21 protein-coding genes are annotated in these 23,898 nt (G+C 61.0%); 4 read left to right on the top strand and 17 right to left on the bottom strand.

Annotated features, from left to right (window positions below):
• The first annotated feature begins 26 nt into the window (after positions 1-26).
• The 4 genes from ATY79_RS17320 to ATY79_RS17305 all read left to right on the top strand — a co-directional run bounded on the left by ATY79_RS17320 (position 27) and on the right by ATY79_RS17305 (position 3,755).
• Positions 27-893, top strand: coding sequence for an ABC transporter permease (locus tag ATY79_RS17320; protein WP_088692844.1), 867 nt, complete (start codon positions 27-29; stop codon positions 891-893).
• On the top strand, positions 893-1,702 hold the full coding sequence (locus ATY79_RS17315) for an ABC transporter permease (RefSeq protein WP_088692843.1): 810 nt from the start codon (positions 893-895) through the stop codon (positions 1,700-1,702). Before ATY79_RS17320 ends, ATY79_RS17315 begins: the two co-directional genes overlap by 1 nt.
• 12 nt (positions 1,703-1,714) lie before the next feature.
• The gene (locus ATY79_RS17310) at positions 1,715-2,476 is read left to right on the top strand and encodes an SDR family oxidoreductase (protein ID WP_088704507.1); all 762 of its coding nucleotides are present in this window, start codon (positions 1,715-1,717) and stop codon (positions 2,474-2,476) included.
• A gap of 103 nt (positions 2,477-2,579) precedes the next feature.
• On the top strand, positions 2,580-3,755 hold the full coding sequence (locus tag ATY79_RS17305; protein WP_088692901.1) for a M20 aminoacylase family protein: 1,176 nt from the start codon (positions 2,580-2,582) through the stop codon (positions 3,753-3,755).
• A 78-nt stretch (positions 3,756-3,833) separates the two neighbouring features.
• Here the strand turns inward: ATY79_RS17305 and ATY79_RS17300 are convergent, their stop codons facing one another.
• From ATY79_RS17300 to ATY79_RS17220, 17 genes are all read right to left on the bottom strand, one after another.
• Positions 3,834-5,621 (bottom strand): adenine deaminase C-terminal domain-containing protein, encoded by a 1,788-nt coding sequence (locus ATY79_RS17300; RefSeq protein ID WP_088692841.1) that lies wholly within the window; start codon positions 5,619-5,621, stop codon positions 3,834-3,836.
• Complete coding sequence (locus ATY79_RS17295; protein ID WP_088692840.1) at positions 5,618-6,538, bottom strand: nucleoside hydrolase; 921 nt, start codon at positions 6,536-6,538, stop codon at positions 5,618-5,620. Before ATY79_RS17295 ends, ATY79_RS17300 begins: the two co-directional genes overlap by 4 nt.
• Before the next feature lie 4 nt (positions 6,539-6,542).
• Positions 6,543-7,568, bottom strand: a complete 1,026-nt coding sequence (locus tag ATY79_RS17290; protein ID WP_088692839.1) for an ABC transporter ATP-binding protein — start codon at positions 7,566-7,568, stop codon at positions 6,543-6,545.
• Complete coding sequence (locus tag ATY79_RS17285) at positions 7,561-8,340, bottom strand: ABC transporter permease (protein WP_088692838.1); 780 nt, start codon at positions 8,338-8,340, stop codon at positions 7,561-7,563. The genes ATY79_RS17290 and ATY79_RS17285 overlap by 8 nt, the downstream gene beginning before the upstream one ends.
• Positions 8,337-9,164: an ABC transporter permease gene (locus ATY79_RS17280; protein WP_088692837.1), complete on the bottom strand. Its 828-nt coding sequence runs from the start codon at positions 9,162-9,164 to the stop codon at positions 8,337-8,339. The genes ATY79_RS17285 and ATY79_RS17280 overlap by 4 nt, the downstream gene beginning before the upstream one ends.
• A 60-nt stretch (positions 9,165-9,224) precedes the next feature.
• The gene (locus ATY79_RS17275) at positions 9,225-10,247 is read right to left on the bottom strand and encodes an ABC transporter substrate-binding protein (protein ID WP_088692836.1); all 1,023 of its coding nucleotides are present in this window, start codon (positions 10,245-10,247) and stop codon (positions 9,225-9,227) included.
• A gap of 19 nt (positions 10,248-10,266) precedes the next feature.
• Positions 10,267-11,292 (bottom strand): LacI family DNA-binding transcriptional regulator, encoded by a 1,026-nt coding sequence (locus ATY79_RS17270; RefSeq protein WP_088692835.1) that lies wholly within the window; start codon positions 11,290-11,292, stop codon positions 10,267-10,269.
• 157 nt (positions 11,293-11,449) lie between these two features.
• On the bottom strand, positions 11,450-12,874 hold the full coding sequence (locus ATY79_RS17265) for an efflux transporter outer membrane subunit (RefSeq protein WP_088692834.1): 1,425 nt from the start codon (positions 12,872-12,874) through the stop codon (positions 11,450-11,452).
• A gap of 164 nt (positions 12,875-13,038) precedes the next feature.
• Positions 13,039-16,134: an efflux RND transporter permease subunit gene (locus ATY79_RS17260; RefSeq protein ID WP_088692833.1), complete on the bottom strand. Its 3,096-nt coding sequence runs from the start codon at positions 16,132-16,134 to the stop codon at positions 13,039-13,041.
• A 43-nt stretch (positions 16,135-16,177) separates the two neighbouring features.
• A complete protein-coding gene (locus tag ATY79_RS17255) occupies positions 16,178-17,395 on the bottom strand; it encodes an efflux RND transporter periplasmic adaptor subunit (RefSeq protein WP_088692832.1) in 1,218 nt (405 codons plus the stop codon).
• Positions 17,396-17,532: 137 nt separating this feature from the next.
• Positions 17,533-18,135: a TetR family transcriptional regulator gene (locus ATY79_RS17250; RefSeq protein WP_088692831.1), complete on the bottom strand. Its 603-nt coding sequence runs from the start codon at positions 18,133-18,135 to the stop codon at positions 17,533-17,535.
• Between the two features lie 102 nt (positions 18,136-18,237).
• Positions 18,238-19,182, bottom strand: coding sequence for a phosphoribosylaminoimidazolesuccinocarboxamide synthase (locus tag ATY79_RS17245; RefSeq protein ID WP_088692900.1), 945 nt, complete (start codon positions 19,180-19,182; stop codon positions 18,238-18,240).
• Positions 19,183-19,263: 81 nt separating this feature from the next.
• Positions 19,264-21,015, bottom strand: coding sequence for an SLC13 family permease (locus ATY79_RS17240; RefSeq protein WP_088692830.1), 1,752 nt, complete (start codon positions 21,013-21,015; stop codon positions 19,264-19,266).
• 99 nt (positions 21,016-21,114) lie between these two features.
• On the bottom strand, positions 21,115-21,810 hold the full coding sequence (locus ATY79_RS17235; RefSeq protein WP_088692829.1) for a phosphoribosyltransferase: 696 nt from the start codon (positions 21,808-21,810) through the stop codon (positions 21,115-21,117).
• A gap of 4 nt (positions 21,811-21,814) precedes the next feature.
• Positions 21,815-22,621: a pseudouridine synthase gene (locus ATY79_RS17230; RefSeq protein ID WP_088692828.1), complete on the bottom strand. Its 807-nt coding sequence runs from the start codon at positions 22,619-22,621 to the stop codon at positions 21,815-21,817.
• A 180-nt stretch (positions 22,622-22,801) separates the two neighbouring features.
• Positions 22,802-23,008, bottom strand: coding sequence for a hypothetical protein (locus tag ATY79_RS17225; protein ID WP_007787687.1), 207 nt, complete (start codon positions 23,006-23,008; stop codon positions 22,802-22,804).
• 137 nt (positions 23,009-23,145) lie between these two features.
• Positions 23,146-23,481 carry a hypothetical protein gene (locus ATY79_RS17220; protein ID WP_088692827.1) on the bottom strand — a complete coding sequence of 112 codons (336 nt, stop codon included), beginning with the start codon at positions 23,479-23,481 and terminating at the stop codon, positions 23,146-23,148.
• Positions 23,482-23,898 lie beyond the last annotated feature (417 nt).

The raw sequence follows: 23,898 nt of genomic DNA, 5'->3' as shown, positions 1-23,898 counted from the left end.
TGGCCACCAACCAGCGAACCTCCAGAATGGCTCTGTCCCCGGACACCAGAAGACGCCTGATCACCACAGCGCTCGTCGCGCCGGCAAGCGCATGGCTGTTCGTGTTCCTGGTCTTGCCGTTCATTGCAATCGTTGTCTTTTCCTTCGGCGAGCGGGCGCCGGAGGGTGGTTACCAGGCGGCATTTACCTTGGCCCAGTTTGCCAATCTCGGATCCCGTGCGGCCGCCTTCAAGAATACGCTGGTGCTTGCGCCGATTGGATCTTTCGTCTGCCTGTTGGTCGCGTATCCGGTCGCCTATTACCTGGCGGTGAAGGCAAGCCCGCAGCATCGACTGTTACTGGTGTCACTCGTCGTGGTGCCTTTCTGGACCAGTCTTCTCGTTCGCACCTATGCGTGGATGTATATCCTCGGCGCGCGCGGCATCCCGCATCTGCTGGAATTTGTCGGCATTGAGAATGTGCGGCTTCTGAACACGCCGGGCGCTGTCCTTCTCGGCATCGTCTATGGCTACCTGCCGCTGATGATCATGCCGATCTATGTCAGCCTGGAAAAGCTGGATCGCCGGTTGCTGGAAGCTTCTGCGGACCTTGGAGCAAGACCGCTATCGACTTTCTTCGGCATAACGCTGCCGCTGTCGTTGCCGGGCGTGATGACCGGCGTGGCGCTGGTCACCATCCTGTTGCTCGGCGAGTACTTGATCCCGCAGCTGCTGGGCGGCGGCAAGGTGTTCTTCATCGGCAACGCACTGGTCGACCTCTTCCTGCAATCGCGCAACTGGCCGTTCGGCTCCGCGATCGCCGTCACCCTCGTTGTCGTCGTCGTCATCGTGCTTCTCGTCGCCATGCGCATTGCCTGGCGCGTTGCGGGCACCCGCCAGGTGGATCTTGTCTGATGCGTGGGCTTGTTACGGCAGTCTATCTGTTTCTCTATACCCCGATCGCGCTGGTGGTCTTGTTCTCGTTCAATGCTGGCCGCAACGCGTCGGATTTCACGGGCTTTTCCACGCAATGGTACGGTAAGGCGCTCTCCAACACCTTCCTCATGGAGGCTCTGCAAAACAGCCTTATCATCGCGCTCACCAGCGCGGCGCTCGCGGCGCTCTTCGGCACCATGGCCGCGCTCGGCATGGAGCGGCTTGGAGCCCGGACGCGAGCCGTATTCGATGGCCTGTTTGCCACTGCAATCGTCGTTCCGGGCGTCGTGATAGGCATCGCGACGCTGGTCGCCCTCGTTGAAGTCTTCGGTTTCATCAACCCGGCCCTGGCGGCGATCTGGCCCGGCGACCAACCGCCGAAGCTGACGCTCGGCTACGGTTCGATCATCGCCGCACACGGGCTTTTCACCATGGCTTTGGTGACAATGATCGTAAAGGCGCGCATCGCCAGCCTCGGGCGCGACATCGTCGAAGCGTCGAGCGATCTCTACGCGACGCCGCTGACGACCTTCCGCCAGATCGTGCTGCCGCAGATCCTGCCGTCGATCCTGGCGGGTTTCCTGCTCGCTTTCACCTTCTCCTTCGATGACTTCATCATCGCGTTCTTCGTCGCCGGATCGAATACGACGCTGCCGATCTACGTCTTTGCCTCGATCCGCCGCGGCGTGACGCCGGAGATCAACGCGATTGCCACCATGGTGCTCATCGCATCGCTTGCCCTCATTCTCATCGCGCGTTTCCTGATGCGCGAAAGGACAACAGCCTAAGTGGGAAATACCATGATCCTCAAGAACCGTGTTGCAATCGTCACCGGCGCAGGGTCCGGCATCGGTCAGGCCGGCGCGCTCGTGATGGCGAAAGAGGGCGCCCATGTCATCGTCGCTGACATCGACTTCATGAATGCCGAGGAGACCGTCAGCCGGATACGTGGGCTTGGCGGCAGCGCTGAGGGCATTGTGCTTGATGTGACCGACGATAATGCCCTCGAGGCAGGTATTGCCGGGGTGGTCGAGCGTCACGGTCGCATCGACATCCTGCACAACCATGCCGGTGCGCAGGTCGCCGGCGATCTGGAGCAAGTGGCGATCGACGGTTTCGACAAGTCCTGGAGCCTGAATGTCCGTGCACACTTCATGGCGGCGCGCTTCGTCATGCCCGTCATGAGGAAGGCAGGCAAAGGGGTCATCCTCAACACCTCATCCTCGTCAGGCGTTCTCTACGATCGCGAGATGATCGCCTATACGACAACAAAGCATGCCGTTATCGCCATGACACGGCAGATAGCCGGCGATTACGCCAAATTCGGCATCCGTGTGAATGCGCTTTGCCCCGGCTGGGTGGACACGCCTTTCAACGAACCCTTTATTGCCCAGATGGGCGGGCGTGACGCGATCGAGACCTATATTGCCGAGAAGGTTCCGCTTGGGCGCTGGGCAGACGTGTCGGAAATCGCCGAGCCGATCCTCTTCCTCGTATCGGACCGCTCCTCTTATATGACGGGTCAGATCCTGGTCGTCGACGGCGGCGAGACTGTGGTCTAACCCGGTTGAGAAGGTTGAATTCTTGGGCCAACTGTTAAATAACAGATGGACTATGACGGGCGCCGTTCTGGCGCCCGCTTGCATTTACAGGACATCCTGGCTCATGCCCATTCCCGCCCGGATCGAGCACGATCTACGCTTCCTGACCGAGCTGCGTCGCGATCTGCACGCCCATCCCGAGCTTGGCTTTGAGGAGGAGCGTACGAGTGGCATCGTCGCGCAGCTATTGGAAGAGGCAGGTATCAAGGTGCATCGCGGCCTCGGTGGCACCGGCGTTGTCGGTACGCTGCAGGTCGGCAACGGGACACGGACGATCGGATTGCGGGCGGATATGGATGCGCTTGCGATGCCGGAGACACCGGATCGTCCGTATAAGTCCAAATTTGCCGGCAAGATGCATGCCTGCGGACATGACGGGCATACAACGATGCTGCTTGGCGCAGCACGGCATCTCGCGGCAACACGCGACTTCTCCGGAACCGTGCATTTCATCTTCCAGCCAGCCGAAGAGGGCAGGGGCGGCGCGCGGAAGATGGTCGAGGAGGGGCTGTTCGAGTTGTTCGCGTGCGATGCCGTCTACGGCCTTCACAACATGCCGGGCCTAGCCGTCGATGAGATCGCCGTCGTCGAGGGTCCCCAATTGGCATCCTCGGACAGTTGGCGCGTGACCTTTCGCGGTGTCGGAACGCATGGCGCCAAGCCGCATCTCGGCAAGGATCCGATTACGGCTGCCGGCACGTTCCTGGCGTCGTTGCAGACGATCGTCGGGCGTGTCGTCGATCCTCTGCAGCCGGCGGTCGTCAGCGCCTGTTCGCTGCAGGCCGGTGACCCCAAGGCGCTGAACGTCATACCCGATATCGTCGAAATCGGGGGGACCGCCCGGGCCTATTCGCCTGAGGTCCGCGACCAGCTCGAGGAAGAAATCGGCCGGCTTGCGAAGGGCACAGCGGCGATGTTCGGCATTGCGGTCGACTACCAGTTCGAACGGCGCATCCCGCCCGTCGTCAACAGTAGCGACGCGACCGCGCGTGCGCTCGGGGCGGCGAGTGCTGTCTTCGGGAAGAAGGTGCGCACGAATTTCCCGCCCTCGACGGCAGGCGATGATTTCGCCTTCTTCGGCCAAAATGCGCCTGGCTGTTATGTCTGGCTCGGGAACGGGCCAGCTGTCGATGGCGCCCTGCATCACAACACCGCGTATGATTTCAACGACAATGCGATCGGCTACGGAGCGGCCTTTTGGACAACGCTGGTCGAGCGCGAGCTGAAGGCTGCGCCGTAAATCACTGGCTTTCTGGCCTGATAATCTATCGGTGTAGTCGAGCGTAGCCGCGGCGAGGGCGCCCGGCGGCGGCGGCCACTATTCGCGCTCGAGGATCTCGATCACCGGGTTTTCCAGCACCTTTCCGGTCGTCACGTCCGCAATACCGCGATCCGTCTGATGCGGGCCGACATTGCAGGCAAGCGTTGCGCCAAAGCAGGCCTTGAAAACGAGGTAGGGCGGCTTCCAATCGACGATCATCTCCATTGCCTTTCGGATCGCCTTGAAGGAGGCGGCTGTTTCTTCCAAGGAGGCCTCGGTGATGAGGCCGGATACCGGCAGCGGCAGATGCGCTTCAACCTGGCCGCTTCTCACCACGGCCATGCCGCCGCCCGCGGCGATCACCGCATTGGCAGCGACTGCCATGTCGCCCGCGTTGCCGCCGAAAACGGTGAGGTTGTGGCTGTCGTGGGATACTGTCGTACAGAAGGCCCCCCGCCATGTTCCCCAACCTGTGAGGAAGCCGACACGCGGCCGGCAGTCGGCCTTTCCGTGCCGATGCGCGACCGCGATCATGGTGCTTTCGGCCGGAGGTACGACGAAACCGTCTTTGACGTCGGTCTCCGCCTCGCCCCATTGCGTGAAACGGGGACAGTCAATCGTGGCGACGCGAACGCGCCTGCCGGTGGTGGGAACCCTGAAGTCATCTTCCGTCAGGGCCGTCAGCTTGACCGAATTCTGCAGCGCCACAGTCTCGAACGAGGGCAACTGGGCGTTCATTTCGCCTGATGTCGAGACGATCACGCCGTTGGCGATGACGGCCTTCGTGGCGAAGCCAACGAGATCTTCGAAAAGCACGATATCGGCGCGTCGGCCGGCGGCAATCAAGCCAAGATCCGAGCGCTTCAATCGCTGCGCTGCATTGAAGGTGGCGGCTCTCAACGCCCATTCCGGCTTCATTCCATAGCGGACGAGCCGGCGGATGACGTCGTCGAGACCACCGCCGTCCTTCAGTTCATCCGGGAAGACGTCGTCGGTGCAGAGTGTGACCGTCGATGGCAGATGGCCGATGCCGCTGAGAGCGGTTACGAATTCCTGCAGCAAATGGTCATGCGAGCCGCGCAGCTCAATCGTCAGCCCGGCGGCCAGCTTTTGCAACAGATCTGCGCTGGAGGTCAGTTCGTGATCGGAGCTGACACCGGCCGTCATGAAGGCGTTCAGGTCAGCGCCTTCGAGTCCGCGCGCGTGGCCGCAGACCAGCTTTCCTGAAGCGAGGCCGGCATTCACAATGTCGGTCATGCGTGGATCGCCGTCGATGACGCCGCGCATGTTCATCACTTCCGCAACGCCCCCAATGCCCCGCCACAGCAGCATTTCGGCGATGACCGATGCGTCGAAATCGGCGCCGGCGACTTCAAGCCCCGGAGCGGAAGGAACGCAGGAAGGCGCAAGCACGATCGTGCGGAGCGGCAGGCAGCGAGACGCTTCGATCGCCCAGCGCACGCCGTCGAGACCATGCACGTTGCCGAACTCGTGCGGATCCCAGACAACAGTCGTGACGCCGCGTGGAACGACGGCTGCCGCATAGGCGGCGGGCGTCACCATCGAGCTTTCGATGTGCATGTGCGTATCGATGAGGCCGGGTGAAATGATGCTGCCTGCTGCATCGACGATCTTGGCTGCGTCGGTGCGGCTACCCGGCGCGTGGACGCTTGCAATCAGCGCTCCGACGATGCCGATGTCGGCCTCGCGGATCAGTCCGGTGACGACATCTAGCAGGCGGCCGCCCGAGATCAGCAGGTCGAAAGGCGCATCACCGCGCGCGGCGGCAACGGCGCGGGTGCGAAGCGCTGGGTCGTTGAGGTCCATCGGCTCCAGTGCGCTCATCGGCTGGCTTCCTTGATCAGTGCGTCGAAGATGATGGCGTGAGCCTTCTCGACGTCGATGTCGACCGCGCATTCCGCATTGAATGCGGCATGCGTGGCCCGCGTCTCTACAACGGTGCGACCGCGGGTGTGCTGCCCCTGCAGTTCCGCGTCGATCCGTGCAGGTCGAAAGCTAACGATCTCGGGTGCGACGAAGGCGACGGCGGCGGAAGGGTCGTAGATCGCCATTCCGGGCCTGCCGCGGCTCGTGCCGATGCCGATGTAGCCGTCGAGCACATCGGCGAGCAGCGTCGCATTGGCACCACCGGCGTTTCGCACCGGGCAAACGTCGTCAGGCGTTGTGATGACCTTGCGGCAGAGATCGAGGTCGACCATGCGCAGCGGCAGATTATGGGCGAGAACGATGGCGAGCGCTTCCGGGTCGGCCAGCGCGTTGAACTCGGCGGATGCCGTGTGATTGCCTGCAGTGACGCCGCCACCCATCCAAGTCAGTTCTGTAATGCGGGCTGCGAGGTCCGGGCGTGCCAGGGCGAGAGCGGCGAGGTTTGTCAACGGGCCAAGCGCCAGGATCCGGTGCGGACCTTCGGTTTCCAGCCAGCGGCAGAGCGCGGTGAACGCGTCGCTCTCCGGCAAGGCAGGCGCGATGGGCAGACCCTGGCCTGCGGTCGGAATGCCTGTTTCGCCGAGGATCGCCTGCGCGGTCTCGAGCGAGCCGAGGACGGGCATGGCGCGGCCGCTGTGGATCGGGAAGGTCCAGCCGAAGGCCTTGGCGGCGCCTGCTGCGTTGACGCGCACCTGCGGCAACGGCGTATTGCCGAAGACGAGCGAGACGCCTGATATGTCGAGCTTTGCGTGGGTCACCACGAGGATCGCGGCGATATCGTCAAAGCCCATGTCGGTGTCGATCCAGACGCCCATGATGTTACCTGTAACGTGAGAGGGGCGCTGCAGCGGCAAGCGGCAGGTCGAAGGGAAGCGCCGTGCCGATCGCATGTGTCGGCAGCTCGGCATCGACCTCTGCCTTGATGGGGCCAAGCGGCGTGTCGAGCAGATATTCGCGGGTGTTCCCGGCAAACGAGGTGCCGCGCACGGTGCCTTGGTAAGGACCTGAACCAAGGCTCACCATGCGCGGACGCCAGGCCAGGCCCTTTGCGGCCTGCGGCGCTGGACCGGCAAGCTCGACGAGATTGTTGGATGTCGCGAGCTTCCCGTTCTCCAGCGCAAAGACGTTTTCAAAGCCGACGAAATCGGCGACGAAGGCCGAGACGGGCTTGTTATAGATTTCCTCCGGCGTGCCGATCTGCTCGATGCCGCCGTTCAGCATCACGACGATCCGGTCGGCGAGTGCGAGCGCTTCGATCTGATCGTGTGTCACGAAGATCATCGTGACGCCGGTTTCCTTCTGGACACGCTGCAGCTCGGCACGCATTTCGAGGCGCAGGCGGGCGTCGAGGTTGGAGAGTGGTTCATCCAGCAGGAGAACCTTCGGCTCCATGACCATGGAGCGGGCAAGGGCCACACGCTGCTGCTGGCCGCCAGAGAGTTCGGCGGGCTTACGATCAGTAAACTTGGCAAGGCCGACGGATTTGATGCCGGCGCTGACCTTTGCATCGAGATCCTTGCCGCCGATACCCTTCAGGCGCAGGCCGAAGGCGACGTTTTCATAGACCGTCAGATGCGGGAAGAGGGCGTAGGACTGGAAGACTAGGCCGACATTGCGCTTGTTGGGAGAAACGCGGGTGATCTCGTCTCCATCGAGCGTGATGCGGCCGGATGCGGGGGCAAGCAGGCCGGCGACTGAGCGCATCGTCGTCGTCTTGCCGCATCCGGAGGGGCCGAGCAAAGCGACGAGCTCGCCCTTGGCGATCGACAGGTCGAGATCCTTCACCGCGACCGTATCGCCGTAGGCAAGCGTCAGCTTGTCGAGTTTGAGATAGGCGTCAGACATAGCGAGAGAATCCCAGGAAGCGTTCGGCAAGGAAGACGATGCCGATGGAAAGGAAGGCGAGCAGCGAGGAGAGTGCCGCGATCGACGGATCGTAGGTGGTCTCCATGTAGCCCAGCATGTCGATCGGCAGCGTGCGCACGCCGGGACCGGAGAGGAAGAGCGAGACCGGCACCTGATTGAAGCTCGTCACGAAGCCGAGGATGAAGGCCGCCAGGATGCCGCCGCGAATATTCGGCATGACGACGCGGAAGAAGGCGCCTGTTCGCGACGAGCCGAGCAGGACGGCTGCTTCCTCCATATCCGAGCGCAGGTTGTTGAGGCTGGCGGATACCACGCGCACGGCGTAGGGGAGCACAAGCGCCGTGTGCGCCATGAACAGGGCCAGCGTGATGTTGAAGCCGAAGGGCACGACGAGATAGCGCAGCAGCGCCAGACCGACGATGATGCCGGGCACGATGATCGGCAGGGATACGATGGTGCGGACGGTTTCGCCTAAGGGCAGCTTGTAGCGCGACAGCGCATAGGCGGCGGGAATGCCGAGGAAGAGCGCCGTCAGCGTACCGACGACGGCGAGGAACATCGACATGGCGAAGCTCTCGCGGAAGCTGTCGATGGTGAAGACCTTGGCGACCCATGTCAGGGAAAGACCCTGCGGCGGGAAGGCGAGCGTGTCGCCTGCCGAGAGCGATGCGGCGATGATGATCAGGAACGGGCCGATCAAGAAGATCAGCAGCAGGGCAAGAACAAGCGGAGATAGAATACGCGCGGTCATCTCTTGTTCCTCGCGGTGGCAACGCGCTTGAGCAGGATATTGGCGGCAAAGCTCATGACGATCAGAATGAAGGCGATGACGCTTGCCGAGACGAAATTGTTGGCGACAGATACCTGCTGATAGAGCAGCGTTTCCAGCATCAGCACCTTCGAGCCACCAAGCACGGCAGGCGTGATGTAGGCTGTCAGTGATCCGGTGAAGACGAGCGTGCCGCCGACGACGAGGCCCTCACGGGTGAGTGGCAGAATCACCTTCCAGAACACCTGGAGCCAGTTGGCGCCGAGCACGCGGGCGGCGGGAATGGCATCCTTCGGCATGTTTTCGAGGGCGCTGATCAGCGACAGGATCATCAGAGGCAGGAAAAGTTGCAGCAGGCCGATGAAGATTGCGGTTTCTGTAAACAGCAGGCGCAGCGGTGTATCGCTCAGGCCAAGGCCTGTGATGGCCTGGTTGACGATGCCGGTGCGGCCGAGGATGACGATCCATGCATAGGTGCGGGCGACCGGCGAGATCATCAGTGGCAGAGTGATGAGGCCGATCATCCTGCCCTTGCCCTTCGGCGGCAGGTTGACGATTGCGAAGGCTGCGGCATAGCCGATGACAGCCGAAACCGCCGTCACCTCAAGCCCCAGGCGGAAGGTCCGCAAAAAGACGGTGCGGTTCAGCGACTCGGAAAAGAAGCCGGTGTAGGCACCAAGCGTCCAGCTGCCATCGATGTGGAATCCTTCGGAGAGAAGGATGACGACGGGCAGCAGGAAGACCAGCACGGCAAAAACTGCTGCAGGCAGGGCAAGCGCCAGGGCTTCTGCGCGGTTCTGAAACATGAAGCGACTTTCGACGGATGGAAGGGCTGGCTCCGACAAATTGCCGAGCCGGCCTGGAGATTACTGGCCGACCTTCTCGTTCCATTCCTTCAGCCAGGCGGCGCGGTTGTCGAGCGCGGCTGCGGAGGGGATGAGCTTCAAGCTCTTGGCGGTTTCTTCGCCATAGGTCAGGTTGTTGGCGGCTTCCTCGGAGAGCTTGACCTCTTTATTTGCCGGGCTGTCGACCAGCTTTTCAGCAAGCTTCGTCTGGATTTCAGTGGAGAGCCAGAAATCCATGAACTGCAGGGCTAGATCGCGGTTCTTCGAGCCCTTGGTCACGACCATGACGTTCATGCCGCCGGTCTGGCCTTCCTTGGGCGTTGCCCATGCGACGGGAACGTCGAGCTTGGTGAAGCCCGCCCAGGAGAAGCGACCGATCGGAGCCGCCCAGATTTCCTCCTGCTGCATCAGCTGCACGAGCTGCGAGGACTTCTCGTAGAAGGTGACAACCTCGTCCTTCTTCTCGCCCAGCGCCTCGATCGGCGCCTTCAGATCCGGGCTGTCGTTGCCGAGTGCCTGGCCGAGCATGTAGAGCGCTGGCGGACCCTGGTTGGTGGTGACGTTCGGGAAGGCGACGTGGCCGACATATTCCGGCTTCAACAGGTCGGCCCAGGACTCGATCTTCATCTTGTCGGAGCGATAGGCGATCGAGGTGGCGTAGAAGGTGTAGCCGACGCTCATGCCGTCGCCGTTCGGGTCCTTGGCGAGGTCGTAAAGCTTGCCGAAGTTGGAGAGCTTCGAGGTGTCGACCTTATCGATCAGATCCTTGCGGGTGGCCGCCAGGGCATCGGCCATGGAGACAACTGCCATGTCGATGACGGGGTTCGCCCTGTTGGCCTCCATCTTGGCAAGACGCTCGACGCTGTTGCCGGTCTCGACGACCAGCTTGCAGCCGCACTTCGCCTCGAAGGGGGCGTAGACGATGGTCTTGAAGTCATCCTGAGCGAAGGCATAGACGGAAATCGTCAGCGTCTTCTCCTCTGCCTTTGCGGCGAGGGGCGACAGCACCAATAGCGCGGCCGCAGCGATAAGGGCATTCTTCATGTCAGCTGTTCTCCGTCTGTCAGGATATTCTTGTCGGGTCCGCCGGTCCGGAGGACTGGCGAACGATCAATTGCATCGGAACGCGGTCGGTCTCGGATGCAACAAGCACGCCCTCGCGGCTACCGCGCGTCTGTATGGTCCGCAGCAATGACGAGATGGCAATTTCCGCGATCGTGTGCATGTCCATCGCCACCGTGGTCAATGGCGGGGTGATGACCGGTGACCAGATGAGGTCATCGAAGCCGGTAACGCTTGCCATGTCGGGCACGTCGATGCCGTCTCGCTGCAATTCGGTGAGGGCTCGCAGCGCTTGCAGGTCGGAGAGCGCCGCAAACGCCGTAAAGCCCTCACGCACCTTCTCAGCGAGGCCGAGGCTGCATCCGCTGCCGTTTTGTCGCTCTAACGTCTCGATCCAGAGGGTTGCAGAACTCATCCCGGCACGGAGACCCGAACGGATTCCGCTTGCTCGGTCATTCTGCACGTTCGAACCGGGATTATTGCCGATGATGAGGATACGTCGGTGTCCAAGCTCGGCCAAATGTTTGGCGATCACCCAGCCGCCTTGCATGTGATCGGCAGCAACCGTGTTGCCTGGTGTGGAGGCCGTATCGATGACAGCAACCGGACAGGCGGCGGCGGAAATTCGAGTCGCGCGGCGCGGTACGATCACCATGCCTTCGACGCCGCGCTCGATCAGCCGATTGATCGCCTCGGTCTGGGTGGTAACGTCGCCTCGGGAGTCGGCGATCAGGACGCCATAGCCGGCAGCGCTTGCGGCGAATTCGATGGCCTGCGCGAGCTTGGGGAAGAGCGGGTTGGCGATATCTGGCAGAACAAGCCCAAGGACGCCGCTGCGACCAGTCCGCAGCGCGCGACCGGCTTGGCTTGGAACATAGCCGAGTTCGGCCGCATGTTCCTTGATCCTCTCCGCCAGCTGCTCGGAAACACGGCCCTTGCCTGACAGCGCATTGGACACCGTCGCGACGGAGACGCCAAGCGACGTTGCAATCCTGCTCAGATTCGGTCCAGGTCGTGCTGGAGGCATGGTTTCCGACGTGCGTAGATTAATCGTTTAATCATTGCGTATATCAGGCCATTGACCTTGTCGAATCCAAAGTTGCCACCGTGGTCACTTATCCGCATTGAAGCGGTGACAGTAATAAAAAAGCCCCGCAAAAGCGGGGCTTCTTGTCTCATGTCGCTCAGCTTGCCTTGGGGGGCGCGGTGGTCTTGGGAGCGCCCGGATTGTAGCCGCCGCCGATGGCGACGTTGAGCGAGACGTAGTCCTTGGCCATCTGCTGGATGGAGGCGGCGAGACTTGCCTGAGCGAGCGACACTTGGCGCTGCGCGTCAAGCACGTCGAGGAGCGAAGAGGCGCCGTCCTTGTAGCTGGCGGTCGACAGCTCCAAGGTTTCCTGCGTCGTCTTCACCTGGGCGCGCAGCGCTTCCACAGTCTGGGCATCGCGGCGCACCGCAGTGAGCGCGTTCTCGACCTCTTCGACGGCGTCCAGCACCGTTGACTTCCAGGCGAGATACTGCGTCTTGGCATCCGACTTGGCGATATCGACATTGGCGCGCAGGCGGCCGCCATCGAAAATCGGCAGCGTCAGCGTCGGGCCGAAGGACCAACTGGTCAGGCTGCCGCCGGAGACGCCGGCCACCTTGGTGTAGGTCGGCGAGATCGAACCCGACAGGGTGATCGTCGGGTAAAGCTGCGAAATCGCAACGCCGATGTTAGCGGTGGCGGCGGCGAGATTGCGCTCGGCGACGCGAATGTCGGGCCGGTTGCGGATCAGGTCAGCCGGGACGCCCGAGGCGATGCCACCGCGGAAGATCGGCTGCGGCGCACCCTTCAAGAGTTCGCCGAGCAGCGATCCGGCTGGCTGGCCAAGCAGCGTGGCGATGTGGTGCGCGGCAACGCGGATATTGGTTTCCAGGCCGGGGATTTCAGCCTGCGTCGACTGTACCAGACCTTCGGCCTGGACGACGTCGAGGCGTGAGGCAGCACCGGCCTCGAGCTGGAACTTGGTCAGCTCGTAGGTTTCCTGGCGCGACTTCAGGTTGGCGCGCGACAGTGCCAGACGCTCCTGGTAGAAGCGCAGGTCGATGTAGGAGTTCACCAGATCCTGCAGATAGGTGAGCTTGGCGACGTCGGCGCTGGAATAGGCGGCATCGAGGCTTGCCTGGGCGCTTTCCTTGGCGCGGCGGTACTGGCCGAACAGATCGAGCAGCCAGGAGACGTTGGCTTCGCCGGCACTGACGTTAGTGGCGCCGCCAGAGGCGCTTAGCTCGCCCATCTTGCCGCTCGTGGTCTGGCTGGCGCCGACCAGCAGGCTCGGCAGCGAACCGGCGCCGGCTACGGTGACGTCGCCAGCGGCCGCATTGATGCGTTCCAGCGCTTGCAGCACCGAGAGGTTCTCGTTCAGCCCCTGGCCCACCAGACCGTTCAGTTTGGTATCACGATAAGCCGTCCACCAGGCCGCCGTCGACACGTCGCCAATGTCCTTGGCGCCGCCCTCGCTGAACTTCGCCGGAAGCGGCATCTCCGGAGGTACATGATCCGGGCCGCTGACACAGCCCGCGAGCAAAAGCAGAAGCGCCGGAGAGGCAAAGCGAAAAGATGCCATTAAAATCTTCCTGTAACTCGACCAAATCTATTCTTGTCAGAAGCCTTCATGGCTTCGCTATCGGCCGCGCTTCGCTCGTACGAGAAACACCATCCCGAAGCAGTTGGCGGCAATGTAACAACGAGTCTCATTTTCTCACAGTGCATTTATACAACACTCACGCTTCATTTTTGGGCCCGCGAGAAGACGCGGCGGATCACAACGAAGAACGAGGGCACGAAGAAAATGCCGAGAGCGGTCGCTGCAAGCATGCCGCCGAGCACACCAATACCGATTGCGTTCTGCGCCGCAGAACCTGCTCCGGTTGCGATTGCCAGCGGCACGACACCCAGAATGAAGGCAAGCGATGTCATGATAATCGGGCGCAGACGCAGGCGCGCCGCCTCAAGAGTCGCCTCGAATAGTCCCATGCCTGTTTCCATTCGGTCCTTCGCAAATTCCACGATCAGGATCGCGTTTTTCGCCGCGAGACCTATGGTTGTGAGCAGGCCGACCTTGAAGTAGACGTCATTCGCCTGGCCGAAGAGCGTTGCAGCGGCAAGGGCGCCGAGAACACCGACCGGCACGGCCATGATGACCGAGAACGGGATCGACCAGCTCTCGTAAAGCGCCGCAAGGCAAAGGAAGACGACGAGGACGGAGATCGCATAAAGCATCGGTGCCTGCGAACCCGACAGGCGCTCCTGGTAGGAGATACCCTGCCAGGCGACGGTATAGCCGCCGCCCAGCTGTTCCGTCAAAGCTTCCATTTCGTTCATGGCGTCACCCGAACTCACGCCCGGCGCCGATGCGCCGTCGAGCGGGATGGCGCTCACTGCGTTGAAGCGGGCCAGCGTCGGGGCGCCCTTGACCCATTCGGTGCGGGTGAAAGCAGAGAAGGGGACCATTTCGCCGCTCGAGTTACGGGCATACCAGTGATCGAGATCATCCGGCTGCATGCGGAACGGCGCGTCACCTTGTACGTAGACCGGTTTGATCTCGCCATTCAGCGTGAAGTCATTGACGTCGCGGCCGGTAAAGATGACCGAAAGCATCGAGTTGACCGCGGAGATATCGACGCCCATCGCGCCGATCTTCTCCTGGTCGATGACGATCTTCATCTGCGGCTCGACTTCCTTGTTGTTGCTGCGCAGTGCAACGACCTTGCCGCTGGAGTTTGCGGCCTGGATCAAGCGCTTCGAAGCAGCGTCCAGAGCGTCGGTGCCATGACCGCCGGTGTCGACGAGATACATGGAAAAGCCGCTCGAGACGCCGAGACCCTGGATCGCGGGCGGCAGCAGCGCGAAGACCTGGGCTTCACGGAAGGTGAAGAAGGTCTTCAGCGCCCGCGTCACGACAGCCTGCGCATGCAGGTTCGGATCCGTACGCTCAGAGAAATCCTTGAGCTTCGTGAAAACGATGGCGCTGTTCTGGCCAGAACCGTTGAAGCCAAAGCCAAGGGCGCCAAAGACGGACTGCACGGCGTCCTTCTCGTTCTCGCGGTAGTAGTTCTCGACCTTTTCGACGACGGCCTGGGTCTGCTGCGTCGTCGAGCCGGGAGGCGTTGTGACGATCGTCAGCAACACACCCTGGTCTTCCTGCGGAAGGAAGGAGCTTGGCAGGCGATTGAACAAGTAGGCGCAGCCGACGCCGATCAGGAGGAAGACCAGCATGACACGGATCGGCCGCTTCAGCAGATAGCCGATGCTCCGGACATAGCCGTTGGTAGAGCGCGTGAAGTTACGGTTGAACCAGTCACCGATCCGGTGCTTCTTGTGTTCGGTCACCGGCTTCAGCATGGTCGCGCAAAGTGCCGGCGTCAGGACGATCGCGACCAGGGCCGAAAGCAGCATCGCGGAGACGATCGTTACGGAGAACTGGCGATAGATAATGCCGGTCGAACCGCCAAAGAACGCCATCGGGATGAACACGGCGGTAAGGACGAGCGCGATACCAACGATAGCGCCGGTAATTTCGCCCATCGACTTCTCTGTCGCCTCCAGCGGTGACAGCTTCTCTTCCGTCATGATGCGCTCGACATTTTCGACGACGACGATCGCGTCGTCGACGAGAAGGCCGATCGCGAGGACCATGGCGAACATCGTCAGCGTGTTGATCGAATAACCAGCCATGGCGAGAATGCCGAACGTCCCCAGCAGTACCACCGGCACGGCGATTGTTGGAATAAGCGTCGCCCGAAGGTTCTGCAGAAAGACCAGCAATACGATGAAGACGAGAACGATGGCTTCGATCAGCGTGTGAACGACCTTCTCGATCGACAGTTCGACGAACGGTGTCGTGTCGTACGGATAGGTGATTTCCACGCCTTCCGGCAGGCCGCGACCGATCGTGTCGAGGGCTGAACGCACACGGGCGGCCGTATCGATGGCGTTGGCGCCGATGGCGAGGTTGACGGCAAAGCCGCTCGACGGCTGGCCGTTGTAGCGGGAGGAGCCGCCGTAACTTTCCTGGCCAATCTCGATGCGAGCTACGTCGCTGAGGCGGACGGTGGAACCGTCCTTTTCAACCTTTAGAATGATGTGCTCGAAGTCGGAAACGGTGGTGAGCTGGCTCTGTGCGGTGATGGTCACGTTGAGCTGCTGACCGTCGACTGACGGCTGCGCCCCGAGCGATCCGACTGAAACCTGGGTGTTCTGCGCTTCGATTGCGGAGGTAACGTCGCCGGTTGTAAGCTGGTATTTGAGCAGCTTGTACGGATCGAGCCAGACGCGCATGGCGTAACCGGAGCCGAAGATGTTGATGCTGCCAACGCCTTCCAGCCGCTGGATCTGATCTTCGATGGACGTCGACATTATGTTGCCGAGGTCCACGGAATTGCGCTTGCCGTCTGTCGAAACGAGTGAGCCGACGAGCAGGATGCTCGAGGTCGAGCGGGTGACGCTGATACCGGCATCAATGACGTCGCTCGGCAGCTGGGACTGGACTAGCTGGAGCTTGTTCTGGACCTGAACCTGCGCGATGTCGGGGTCGGCGCTGGTGCCGAACGTCAGAGAGATGCTGGCAGACCCGGTCGACGAGGTCGACGTCATATAGGTCAGGTCGTCGAGGCCGGTCATGCCGTCTTCGATGATGGTCGTCACCGATTTTTCGACGGTTTCGGCGCTCGCCCCGCGATAGGTCGCGTTGATGCGCACGGTGGTCGGCGCGATATCAGGGTATTGCGAAATCGACAGCGTGAAGATTGCGAGCAAGCCCGCGAGCATGATCGTGATCGCGATGACCCAAGCAAAGATCGGGCGTCGGATGAAAAACTTGGCCATTGGCTTACTGTTCCTGTGCGGCTCTGATCACGGTTCGTCGCGATTACTTCGCGGCGGGCTTCTGTGCTTCACCGGATGCGGCCTGATCAGCAGGCACAACGATGCCCTTATCATTGATTTTCATAGGCATTGGCTTAACGGGCATGCCTGCCGTAATCGACTGCAGGCCGCTGACGATCAGCTGGTCGCCGTCGTTGATGCCGTCGGTCACGAGCCATGCGTTGTTGGAAGGCGATGCATTTTCGAAGATGCGGGTTTCGACCTTGCCATCGGCGGAGACGAACTGCGCGGTCAGCTCGCCATTTGCATTTCGGCTGGTGGCAAGCTGCGGCAGCGCGTAGCCGACCTCTGCGCCGAGCTCGAGCGTCGCGCGCACGTACATGCCGGGCAGGATAACATGGTCGGGATTTGGGAAACGCACGCGGATAATAAAGGTGCCGGTCGTCTCGCTGACCACGGACTTCGACATGTCGAGCGTGCCCTTCTGGTCATATTCCTTGCCGTTCTCCAGGATCAGACGGAAGGCGGCGTTGCCGGCATTGCCCTTGACTTCTCCGCTTCTGATCGCGTCGCGAAGCCGTAGCAGGTTGGTACTCGACTCCGTCAGCAGGATATAGACGGGATCGAGCTGACGTACGGTCGTGAGCGCCGTCGTCTGGTTGGCCGCGACGACGTTGCCAACGTTATATGCCGTCTGGTCGATTACGCCATCGAATGGTGCAATGATCTTCGTGTGGTCGACATCGATTTCGGCGGCGGTCAGGGCCGCCTTTGCGGATTCGACCTCGGCCTGCGCTTGCAGAAGGTTGGTGCGCGCCGTCTCAAGCTCGATCTGCGTCGCGCCTGAGCCGACAAGGCGCTGATAGCGATCGAAATTGCTCTGCGCGCTCGGAACGCTGGCTTCTGCCTTGGCGATGGCGGCGCGCGCCTGCGCAGCGGTTGCCAGATAGGGGGCATCTTCGATCTGATAAAGAACGTCACCCTTCTTGACTTCGCCACCTTCCTTGAAGGGGATCTCCTCGATGATGCCGCTCACCTGCGGGCGAATGTCGGCAATCTGCGAAGCTTCGGCGCGGCCCGGCAGGATCGTGGTGACGGGGAAGCTCGCCTTTGCCAGCGATATGACGCCAACCGGGGCGGCCTGCTGAGCGGCTGCACCTGTTGCACCGGCCGCGCCCTGCTTGTTACCGCTGTCGCTGCACGCGGCAAGCACGCCGCCGATGGCAAGAGCGGTAGAAACGAGGAAGATGCGCCGTATCATTATGGAATTCCTTGTGCGGTGGCGTCCGAACCGATGACCTTCATCAACAACGAGGCCGTTCATCGATCCAGAATCAAATGCCACTGATCCGAATTTAAGAAAGACTTCACGAAGTGACGTAAGTTATGAATCGTCACTTAGCAAGCGCTATTTTGCAGTGCGGCATCGACGAAAATGACGATCTGCTGTGCGCGGTGGACAAGTGTGTCCTTGTCATCACGGGCGATCAGAACCGGATGTAGGACGCTCGCCAGGACATCGGCAACGGTACCGGCGGCATCTTCGGGGCTGCTGCAGTGGTAGCGCCCCTCGGCAATGCCCACCCGTATGATCTCGTCCAGCTTCCGAATGATGCGCTCCCTGTATCGATTGCCGGCCTCAAACTTGGCCTGCACCGTCATCAGGACCATTTCAAAGATGTAGGGGTTCTGCTGGATGTCCTGCAGGTGGCTGTCGAGCAGGCGCAACACGAAGCGCAGCAGCTGCTCGTTTGGCGGCAACTCATCGTCAAAGGCGGCGAAGCGATCTGCTACGTCACCCAGATGGCGTTCCGCGATCGCATCGACGAGGGCGGTTTTCGAACGGAAATGTTTGAAGACGTTGGCAGGCGACATGCCGAGCGAGGCGGCAATGTCGGCAATCGAAACGGCGACGAAACCGCGTTGGCGGAACAACAATTCTGCCATGGACAGAATGTCTTCGCGAGTCTCTTCGGCCTTGCGTCTTGGCCTACGTGCCATCCATTCCCCCGCCGGCCCGAGGCCGGCACCTAGTTTTGCGAATGCTAGCGCCAACGACTGAAAGCCTGCAAGCCAATGTTGCAGGCTTCCTGTCCGGCGACCTTAAGTGAAGTAGGCGGAGAGATTTTTGCGGATGCGCTCGACCGGCGTTGCTCCGCTGTCATCCGGAACGAACTTTTTCGCCGTGATGCTCTCGTAGGCCTTGATGTAGACCTCAGAGGTCTGTTGGATCAACTCGACGGGAATTTCTGGGATTTCGTCCTTATAAGGATCGCAGCGCTCCGCGACCCAAGCGCGAACAAAGTCCTTATCGAAGCTTGTCGGGCGCGTTCCTGCCTCGAAACTTGGCTGGTAGCTGTCGGCGAGCCAGTAGCGGCTGCTGTCAGGTGTGTGAATTTCGTCCGCGAGAATGATGTTGCCATTCTCGTCCGTGCCAAACTCGTATTTGGTGTCCACGAGGATGAGCCCCCGCTGGGCCGCGAGTTCCTGGCCGCGCGCGAAAAGTGCCAGCGCGTAACGCGAAAGCGTATCCCATTGCGCCTTGGTCAAGAGTCCGCGTTCGATGATTTCGGCAGGCGTCAGCGGCTCATCGTGGCCGCCGTCGAATTCCTTGCTGGTGGGCGTAATGACCGCCGTTGGAAGTTTCTGGTTGTCGCGCATCCCGTCCGGCAGTTGCATGCCGTACATCTCGCGCTCACCCTTCTTATAAAGAGTGAGGATCGAGGTTCCCGTCGTGCCGGCGAGGTAACCGCGAACGACGATCTCGACGGGCAGGATATCGAGACGCTTGCCGATGACAACGTTCGGATCGGGATAGTCGAGAACGTGATTGGGGCAGATGTCCTTGGTCGCCTCGAACCAATAGCGTGCCGTCTGCGTGAGGACCTGGCCCTTGTAGGGAATGCAGGTGAGGATCCGGTCGAAGGCGCTCAGTCTGTCTGTGCTGATGATGATGCGGCGGCCGTCCGGCAGGTCATAGTTCTCGCGAACCTTGCCACGGTAATAATTTGGGAGCTCTGGGAAATGGGCTTCGGAGAGGATTCGCACGGGCTCGACCATCCTTCTGCATTGATCGTGAAGTTTCCCCTGCTCTAGTTCCATCATCGGGGATGTCAAGCAAACCCGCTCCTAAAGCCAGAAGAGATAGACAAGAATCAGGGTAAGGCCATAGCTCAACACTGTCAGCGGTGCGCCGGCTTTCAGAAAGTCACTGAAGCGGTAGCTTCCGATCCCCATGGCCAAAGTATTGTTGTGGTGGCCGAAGGGTGTCAGAAAATCCAGCGAGGCGCCTGCTGCGACGGCGATCAGATAGGTAGATGGAGAGTGATGCCCGGTTGCTGCGAAGGCGACGGCGATGGGGCTCATCACGATCGCGACTGTCGCGTTGTTGACAAAAGGCGTCAGTAGCATCGACAGAAATAGAACAAGCGCGACCCCCACGGTCGGTTCGGTCAACGACACCATGGAACCGAGCGCTGCCGCGATGACCTGGGCGGTGCCTGTTGTCGCGACTGCGGAACCGATCGGGATCATCGCGCTAAGCATGATAATAATTGGCCAGTTGAGGTCGGCCATTGCCTGGCGGATGTTCAGGTAACCAAGGAGTGCCAGGACAAGCACGACGCCCGCAAACGCAATGTCAGGCGTGACGAGGTCGAAGGCCGTCGTGGCGACGCCTGCAGCGAAAATGGCAAAGGGCTGCCAAGATGATGCCGACATTCGGGATGGCGGCTGCGACGCCAGCGGCAGACACTCGCACTCCTCAAGCGCTTCAGCGATCGCCCGTTGTTCGCCTTCCAACACCAGAATGTCACCAATCGACAGCTGCAAATCGCCAAAGCGCCCTTCTATCCGCGGTGAGCGCATGGAGAGGGCTGAGATCGTGACATCACGGCTGCTGAACACCTCAAGCGAACGCAGTCGCGAGCCGACCAACGTGCTTTCCGGCATGACGACGGCCTCGACATAATCCGGGCCGGCAGTGGCTGCGCTCGGATCTCGCTGCGGAAGCAAAGTTCCGGATGCTTGAAGCCCGTCAAATACGGTCTCGTCCGCCTCGACCAACAGCAGGTCACCCGCCTCGACAACCAGTTTGTCGGGCGTGCCAAAGATGAATTTGTCGTCGCGAACGAGCGTGTGCGGCTGCAGCGAGAATCGGCCCGGCAAGTCTGAGAGCCGGGCACCGATTAGCAAGGAGCCCGCAGGGATATGTCGTTCCGTGATCCGTCGTCTCGGTGGGGAGACAGGTGCGGCGGAAAGCGCCTCTCCGTCTGTCTTCGGAAATAGCCACGGCGCGAGCCATGCGGTCATGACGATGCCGACGATGGCGACCGGCAGACCGACATAGGCAAAGTCGAAAAGTCGAAAGCCGGTGCCGTTTGCCTCTGCCCAGGCGTTGCTGACGAGCATGTTCGCTGGCGTGCCGATCAGCGATACGATCCCGCCCAAGAGCGCAGCAAAGGAGATTGGCATAATCAACTGTCGTTTGGGGATCGCGAGCGCGTCACTCACGCGCAGCGTTGCCGGCAAGGCGATTGAAAACGCGCCGATGTCGTTCATGAATATTGAGATAAAGCCGGTCGCGCCCGACAATGTGGCGATGACCGCGATATCGGAAAACCTGGCCCGTACAAAAAAGTCTGCGAGCTGATCGAAAAGTTGCGCCCGTGCAAGGACTTGAACGATGAGCAGAATCTCGACGACGGTGACAACGACAGGACTGGCAAAGCCGGAGAAGACCTGTTCGGCGGAATAAAGGTGAAGGGCATAGCCGGCGAGCAGTCCAGCGATTGCAACCACCTCGATACGGAAGCGCTCCAATGAAAACAGGATCAGCATCGCGAGCAGGAGGATCAGCAAGGATGCTTGCTCGAACGTCATGGTTTGCCCCAAACCTCAGTCCATCGCGAGACTGTAGCGGTTCGGCTCGCGCTGTATAGAGCGAAATGTCGCAATCCGCGCTCCATGCCGACCTTGCGCTCAGACCGCAGACCGGCGCCAGGTGCCGGTCTCGGTCATCTCCAGCATCGGGGTGGAAAACACGCCCACTGTTCTTTCCCGCCATTGCAATCCGGCAGCATCAAGGGTCTCGCACCAGCGGCGTGACTGCAGCATCGCGGCACCGATCGCAACAGGCTCGATGCCGCAGCCGGCAAGAAGCCGCAGCCCGGAAACGATCGAGGTACCGCTGGAAATGACATCGTCAATCAGGGCCACGCGTCGCCCCTCCAGGAGCGGCAGCATGCGGGGATCTATATAGAGACGCTTCTGCTTGGTGGGGGTGGTAATCGACGAGAGCGCCACGGACAGGTCGTCGCGGTACCAGAATTTTCGGGACGTCCCGAGCGGCACATATCGTGTGTGCCCCAGTTTCTGCGCTACTGCAGCGGCAAGCGTCAGCCCAAGTGTCGGCAGACCGGCGACAACCTCAACCTGGAAAAGCTTGAGCCTCTCGGCCAGAGATCGAGCCAGTACATCGAGAACCTCGAAGCTTGCCTGATTGATGATCAGAGAGGCCAGTGCGTCTTGTCCGTCTGCCAGTATGCGTACGGGCAGGCGAAGCTGCCGCCCGTCGTCCAGCTCGGCGACATAGGATGTCGAGAAATCGCCATCGCGCTCAAAGGTGCCCGCGGTGTGGATCTCCTGCCAAAACTCGTGCGCAGCCAGTTCCGTCATGCACTCAATTCCGTCTTGCCGTTTCCACACCTGCGCTCCGGCGCAGTTCCTTCAATTCCGCATCCGTCAACGCGCGCACTGCGCCCTTCGGCAGCTCACCGAGCGCCAGGCCACCGATCGCAACCCGCACGAGGCGAAGGCATTCGACACCAAGCGCTTCCAGCATGCGGCGGATCTGGCGATTGCGGCCTTCATCGAGTTCGACCTCGATCCAGGCGTTCTTGTCGCCGCTCCTCAATAGCGTCGCGGATGTTGCCTTCAGGACTTCGCCATCGTGGCGGACGCCATAAGTCATCGCAGCCAGCATCTCGCTGTCCATGATCCGGTTGACCTGGACATGGTAGGTCTTGGTGACATGGGTGAGGGGATCAAGCAGTGCTTGGGCGAAGAGGGTATCGTTGGTAAAGAGCAGCAAGCCCTCGCTCGCCTTGTCCAATCGCCCGACCGGCGAGAGATGTGGCGCTTGAAAGTCGTTGAGACAGTCGTAGACGGTTGGCCGGCCTTCCGGATCATCACGCGTCGTTACCAGCCCTCGCGGCTTGTTCAGCATCAGGTAGATCTTCGCCTCGGCGATCACATCCGTGCCGTCGACGCGGATCTTGGCCGATGCCAGGTCTATCCATGCGGAGATGTCGGTGACTTTGCGGCCATCGACCGAGACGCGACCTTCCAGGATCAGCCGTTCAGCCTGCGTCCGCGAGCAATGGCCGAGCTTTGACAGCGCACGCGGCAGGGTTACCCGCTTGCTGGGCGTTTCGCCGTTCGGTCTCGCGCGCTCGCGCGATCTCTGAGGTGAGCGCCGTTGCCTCACTCTGTTCCATCCCGTCAGTTCCGTTGAGCAGGTTCTGACACGAACACTTTCCCGATGCCAGCAAGTCGCGGACAAAACGCGGGGAAAAATGAGACGCTCAAGGTGGGGAGAGCAAAGAAGCTCAAGAAGCCAGACGGCGCTTTGTGCGCCGTCACATATTCGGGGAGAGATCGGCAAGCCCTAGTGGCAAGCCATGAAGCCGGCGAGTTCCTGCCGGCTGATAACGACACCCGCGGCTGCTTTGGCGGGGTCCGGATGGGTATAGGCCAGGCAAGGCAATTCAGGCAATTCAAGGGCTTGGCGCATGTTCATGATACCGACTGCCTTGCGGCCGTTGACCCCATCAACACTGACTTCGACTATAAAATGCGCTTTCTGGTTCTCCATGAATAGTACTCCCGCCCATTTTGGCCGCAGCCATAACGACTAAACTTGGTTTTTCTAAGACCAAAGTATTACGAGCCGCATTGACGTTCGGATCAGGCGGCTCGCGATAAAAGCGGAGGGTTTCCGCCGGAGCTGTATCAGCGCCACCAGTGGTGTGGCGGCTGCTGGCTGCCGCTCAAGAGATAGCCGGCTAGAAAACCGATCGCACCGGCGAGCGCCAGCGCGGTCGTCGTCGCAGCCGCGTGCTCGCGGGCGGCACCTGCCGCGGCCATGCCCTCTGCCCGGATATGGGCGACGGCGCCCTTCGCGCGGGGGAGGGCATCTTCATATGCCTTGCCGGCACGGTCGCGCACTTCATAGTAGGCTTCAGCACCCTGCGCCGAGATCATTTTCTGCAGGCGCGACACCTCCTGCTGGAGGGAAGCGATGTCCTTGCTGACGGACGCTCTGATGTCGTCGGTATTGGCAGCCATGTCCTTTCTCCTTTCTTTTACACGAACGAGAACACGAGAGAGCTGCGTTAGGTTCCGGGCGATTTGATGCCGTAGGGGGCAAATGATCCTCTTTCGCCGGGTTTCAACCCTCAAACACCGCTTTTGCGCAGTCTGGGTCGGACTAAAAACGGCGGGAACACCGAATTTTGACCGTTTGATAAAGGAATCTCGAGGGCTGCCTGGGCGCGGTTCCGCGGCCAAAGCACCCACTCTTGAAAATCCCTCTTTCATTTCAATCTGTTACAAAAATGTCAAAAAACTTTGTTTGGCGGTGTTGACTTAGAAAAGGGGCAGGGTCTATAAGCCCGATCACTGACGAGGGCGGCGGCGCTGCTGGCGACGAAGTCCTTCGCTCTAAGGTTTCTTTTAAGATTGGCTGAGATGCTGATTGGTTGC

The sequence above is a fragment of the Rhizobium sp. R693 genome (assembly GCF_002211315.1).
Taxonomy (GTDB): domain Bacteria; phylum Pseudomonadota; class Alphaproteobacteria; order Rhizobiales; family Rhizobiaceae; genus Rhizobium.
This window is presented reverse-complemented; position numbering and strand designations above follow the sequence as displayed.